The organism is Saccharomonospora iraqiensis subsp. paurometabolica YIM 90007, assembly GCF_000231035.2.
Lineage (GTDB): Bacteria > Actinomycetota > Actinomycetes > Mycobacteriales > Pseudonocardiaceae > Saccharomonospora > Saccharomonospora paurometabolica.
In genome coordinates this window covers 157005-161014 of record NZ_KI912259.1, presented here as the reverse complement: position 1 = coordinate 161014, position 4010 = coordinate 157005, and the positions used below count along the sequence as shown (strand labels likewise).

At 72.3% G+C, this 4010-nt stretch carries 4 protein-coding genes; 2 read left to right on the top strand and 2 right to left on the bottom strand.

Going from position 1 to position 4010, the window contains the following annotated elements; genetic code table 11:
• On the top strand, window positions 1-767 hold a 767-nt coding region (locus tag SACPADRAFT_RS29215), incomplete at its 5' end, for an arabinosyltransferase C-terminal domain-containing protein (RefSeq protein ID WP_007026784.1).
• 33 nt (window positions 768-800) lie between these two features.
• Here the strand turns inward: SACPADRAFT_RS29215 and SACPADRAFT_RS0221635 are convergent.
• Both SACPADRAFT_RS0221635 and styA read right to left on the bottom strand, forming a co-directional pair.
• Window positions 801-2123: a heparan-alpha-glucosaminide N-acetyltransferase domain-containing protein gene (locus SACPADRAFT_RS0221635; protein ID WP_040924695.1), complete on the bottom strand. Its 1323-nt coding sequence runs from the start codon at window positions 2121-2123 to the stop codon at window positions 801-803.
• 211 nt (window positions 2124-2334) lie between these two features.
• Window positions 2335-3561, bottom strand: coding sequence for a styrene monooxygenase subunit StyA (styA, locus tag SACPADRAFT_RS0221630; RefSeq protein ID WP_007026782.1), 1227 nt, complete (start codon window positions 3559-3561; stop codon window positions 2335-2337).
• A gap of 210 nt (window positions 3562-3771) precedes the next feature.
• Between styA and SACPADRAFT_RS29210 the strand changes: the two genes are divergently transcribed.
• The coding region (locus SACPADRAFT_RS29210; RefSeq protein WP_007026781.1) for a Tm-1-like ATP-binding domain-containing protein at window positions 3772-4010 on the top strand (239 nt) is incomplete at its 3' end.

Below are 4010 nucleotides of genomic sequence, written 5' to 3'. Positions count from 1 at the left end.
CGGCGCCGCTGCGGACCGCCCCGTGGGACGGGCCGACGCGGATCTGGCACGACGCCCTGCCGGACGGCACGAGCCCGGGCACCGGCACCCTGACCACCGGGTGGTACCCGGTTCCCGCCCACGGCGGCACGCACGTCACCCTCCCGGTCGCCGGCGCCCCGGAGGGGCAGGTGATCGAAGCCCAGTTCGGCACCGCGGGCGACGGCACGCCCCGGGTCACCGACACGCACCCGCTGCCCGCCGACGACCGGCTGTCGGACGCGTGGCAGCAGCTGTCCGTGGCGCTGCCGGACGAGCGGCCGGAGCTGGTGCGGTTCGTCGTCTCCGACGTCGTCACCGGTGCCGACACCTGGCTCGCGGTCGCCGAGCCGAAACTGACCGGGATGCGGCCGGTGGGCGAGCTGCTCGCGGGCCGGACGGTGTTCGCCGACCAGGTCTCGGCGGCGGTGTGGCCGTGTGTGGACCAGGCGCGGATCGAACACGGCATCACCGACACGCCCACCGTCTATCTCGCCGCGGACGAGGCGATCAAGCCGGGCATCCTGAACAACCCGTTCTTCGCGGAGTGGGGTGGGGCGTGGACCGGGACCGCGCAGGTGTGGGACCGGACGAAGGTTCCCGCGGAGCTGCGGCCCACCCCGCCGCCGCGGCTGCCGTGGGGCCAGGTGTTCGAGGTGCGCTACCCCTACCCGACGGACCGGTACGACCTGCGGGTCGACCGGGTCGAACGGGGCGGCCTCGAACGACTCCCCCGCTGGAGCCGGTGAGCCCGGACGGAACCCGTCGTCGGCGGCCGGTCGTCAGCGCACGATCCGGGTCGCCGACGACGACGTCTTCGCCACGAACTTCTCCAGCGGCCCCTGCCCGTACCAGGAGCGCCAGACGGCGGCGAACACGACGGAGCCGACGATGAACAGCAGGGCGTTCGCCGCCGAGTAGGCGGGCTCACCACCCCAGAGCAGTTGCATCACGACGAGGTGCCCGACGTAGCAGGTCAGCGACATCGCGCCGACCGAGCCGAGCGCCTGCAGCCCCCGCACCGACGTGTGCTGCAACAGGAGACATCCGCCGATGACGGCCAGGGACAGCCCCGTGCTCCCCGCACCGGTGAACGGGGTGCCGTTGTGGGCGTGCGAGAGCAGCAGCCAGGCGGGGGTGTCGGTGGGCGGTGTGCCGTGCACCTTGAACAGGCTCAGGTGCAGGAAGCGGTCGACCTCGATCCCGGCCGCCTCGGCGTGCGGCGCGAGCGACGCGTGGATCCGCTCGATGCCGCCGAGCACGTGCAGCGCCACCCACGACGCCCCGTAGGCCACGGCGGCGAGCGCGAGCCCACCGAGGCCGAGCAGCTTCGCGACGCCGCGCGAGGTGAGGTCGAGGCGTCCGATCGCCATACCGGCCAGGACGAACCCGATCCAGACGAAGGTCGGGAACACCCCGGTCAGCAGCAGCGTGGTGACGAGATCGCCGACGCCGGTCAACTGCTCCGGACGGATGTCCTCCAGCGGCGTCTCGATCAGGTCCTTCGGGAAGTACGCGCGCCGGATCAGCCAGGACACCACCGGTGCGGCCACGATCACCACGGCCGACAGCACCGCCAGGCTCGGCGCCCGCAGCCGCAGGAACGGCAGGGAGAGCAGGAAGAACCCGCCGTAGTAACCGAGGATGATCCACACCGGCACGATGAACACCTGGTTCATCACCAGCCCGAGCGCCAGCATCAGCACGGCCCGGGAGCCGATGCGGACGAGCGCCTTGCGCCAGCCGAGCCCGGTCGCCGGTTCCCGGCCACCGGACATGATCGCGATGGAGATCCCGGCGAGCACGGCGAACAGCACCGCCGCGCGCCCGTGGAACGGCAGGAACATCCAGGCCTGCGGGTGGCCGTAGTTGGTGGGTCCGACGTGCGAGGCGAACATGCCCAGGATCGCCACGGCCCGGGCGACGTCGATGCCGAGCAGCCGCGCGGTGGAACCACCGGCCCGCGCGCCGCCGTCCGGCGGTGTGGACGCGGTGTCGGCACCCGCCCGCGCGCTCGTGGCGGCCCGGTCGTCGGTCGGGTTCGTCCGAGTCGTCCCCCCGGTCGCTGTGCCCGACCCAGTAGCCTGCTCGCTCTCCGCGCTCACGGCCCCACCAATCCTGGACTCCCTCTTCCGGGGCAGGAGCATAGTGATGACCGAACGGCCTACCGGGGAGTACCCCGGGGGCCGGTGACACCGGCAGCGGACCGACCGCCCCGCACATCGGACGTGGTCTCGGCGTGAAGCCGTGGTGGTCCGCACAGGTCGGCGACATCCCGGCGCCGCCGTCGCGGCTACCGCGGTGGCGAGACCGCGGCTACGTCCTCCCGCGCCGGGCGAGATGGTCGCGCGTGCGCTCGGGGGTGGCGAGGACGTCCCACTGCCGTTCCGGGTGATTGAAGTTCTCGGTGAATTCGTCGGCCAACGCCTTCTCGCCCGCCATCGCGTCGAGCAGTTCGAGCAGGTGCGGCGCGGGTGGCGTCCGGATCATCAGATTGGTCCAGTCGGAGGTCGCGTGCACCCGGTCGGCGCGGCGACGGGCGACCTTGCGACAGAAGCGCTCGTCGAAGGTCGGATCCTCGATGATCGTGTGCCCCAGTTCCCACGCCGAGTACGACGCCGAGTTCGCGCCCTGCCCCACCACCGGGTCGACGACGACATGCGCGTCACCGAGCGCGATGGCGTAGCGGCCGTTCGGCAGGCGCACCCAGTCCTCGCGCACGGTCGGCACGAGCGCTCCCTGCAGCAGGTCCAGCGGCCGGGTCAGGCGGAACCGGCGGTGGTCGATCCGCTCGAACGTCGTCGGATGGTGCGCCCGCAGTGTGTCCTTCACCAACTTCTCGAACCCCGCGGGATCGTCGTCGTAGCTCGCGTCCGCGAGCACCTCGAACCCGCCACCAGGGACGGCCTCGAACAGCAGCGCTTTCCGGGGGCCGTCGAACGAGCGGATCGGGATCTCCACCATTTCCCCGTGACCCGGGGAGAGGCTGAGGGTCACGCTGCGCGGCTCGTTGTCGGCGATGCCGTCGAAGAGCCCGACGCAGAGCCTGCGCTGCGGTGCGTCGTAGGGCGACTTGTCGGCGCGCCGGGGGAACATTGCCGCGAGGTCGCCGCTGCCGGAGGCGACGACGACGAGCTCGTGCTGGTCGGACAGGGCGGCCACGTCGGCGGCCCGCACCGCCCGCACCCGGAAGTCCCCGCCGCGCTCCCGGAAGTCGTGCAACAGCCGGGGCAGGTAGATCCGGTGGTCGATCGCCCGGGACGGCGCGGTGTACGCACCGAAGAAGCGCTTCGGTTCCGGGCCACCGAGGTAGTGGTGGTGGCCGAAGTACCCGTGCTCGGCGAGGTCCCAGTGGTCCACGCCGAGGGCCTGTTCGCGCCGGACGGTGGTGTCGTGGTGCGCCACGGTGTTCGGCAGCCGCCCGCCGGCAAGCTGCTCGCCGGTCCGGTCGCTGTAGATGGTGACGGGAATGTCGTGTTGACGCAGCAGCAGGCCGAGATGGATCCCGGCCACTCCCGCACCGATGATGCCGATTCCTGCCATGGGACGCCCCTGTCCGTGTTGTCCGGCCTGTGGTCGCTTCCGGCGTCGTGTCGGTCGTGCGCGCTCCGGCCGTCCACGATCGGACACCCGCCCTCGGACGCGGAGGGGCCACGTCCGACGTCGCACCGGGTGCTCGCACTGGTGCGTGTGCCGGTGACGTGGTTGGGTGGTGGTGATCACCGGTGTCGCCGTGTGCCGGAGGAGGCGTTCGTGGGCAGCGCGTACATCGTGGGGACGTTCGACACCAAGGGCGACGAGCTGCGCTACGTCGCCGGGCTGGTGCGGGCCACCGGGGTCGCGGTCCGCACGGTCGACCTGTCCACCACGGGGGAATCCGCCGACGACGTCGACGTTCCCGCCGCGGAGGTCGCGGCCTGGCACCCGGACGGGGCCGGGGCGGTGTTCACCGGCGACCGGGGCAGCGCGGTCGCCGCGATGACCGAGGCGTT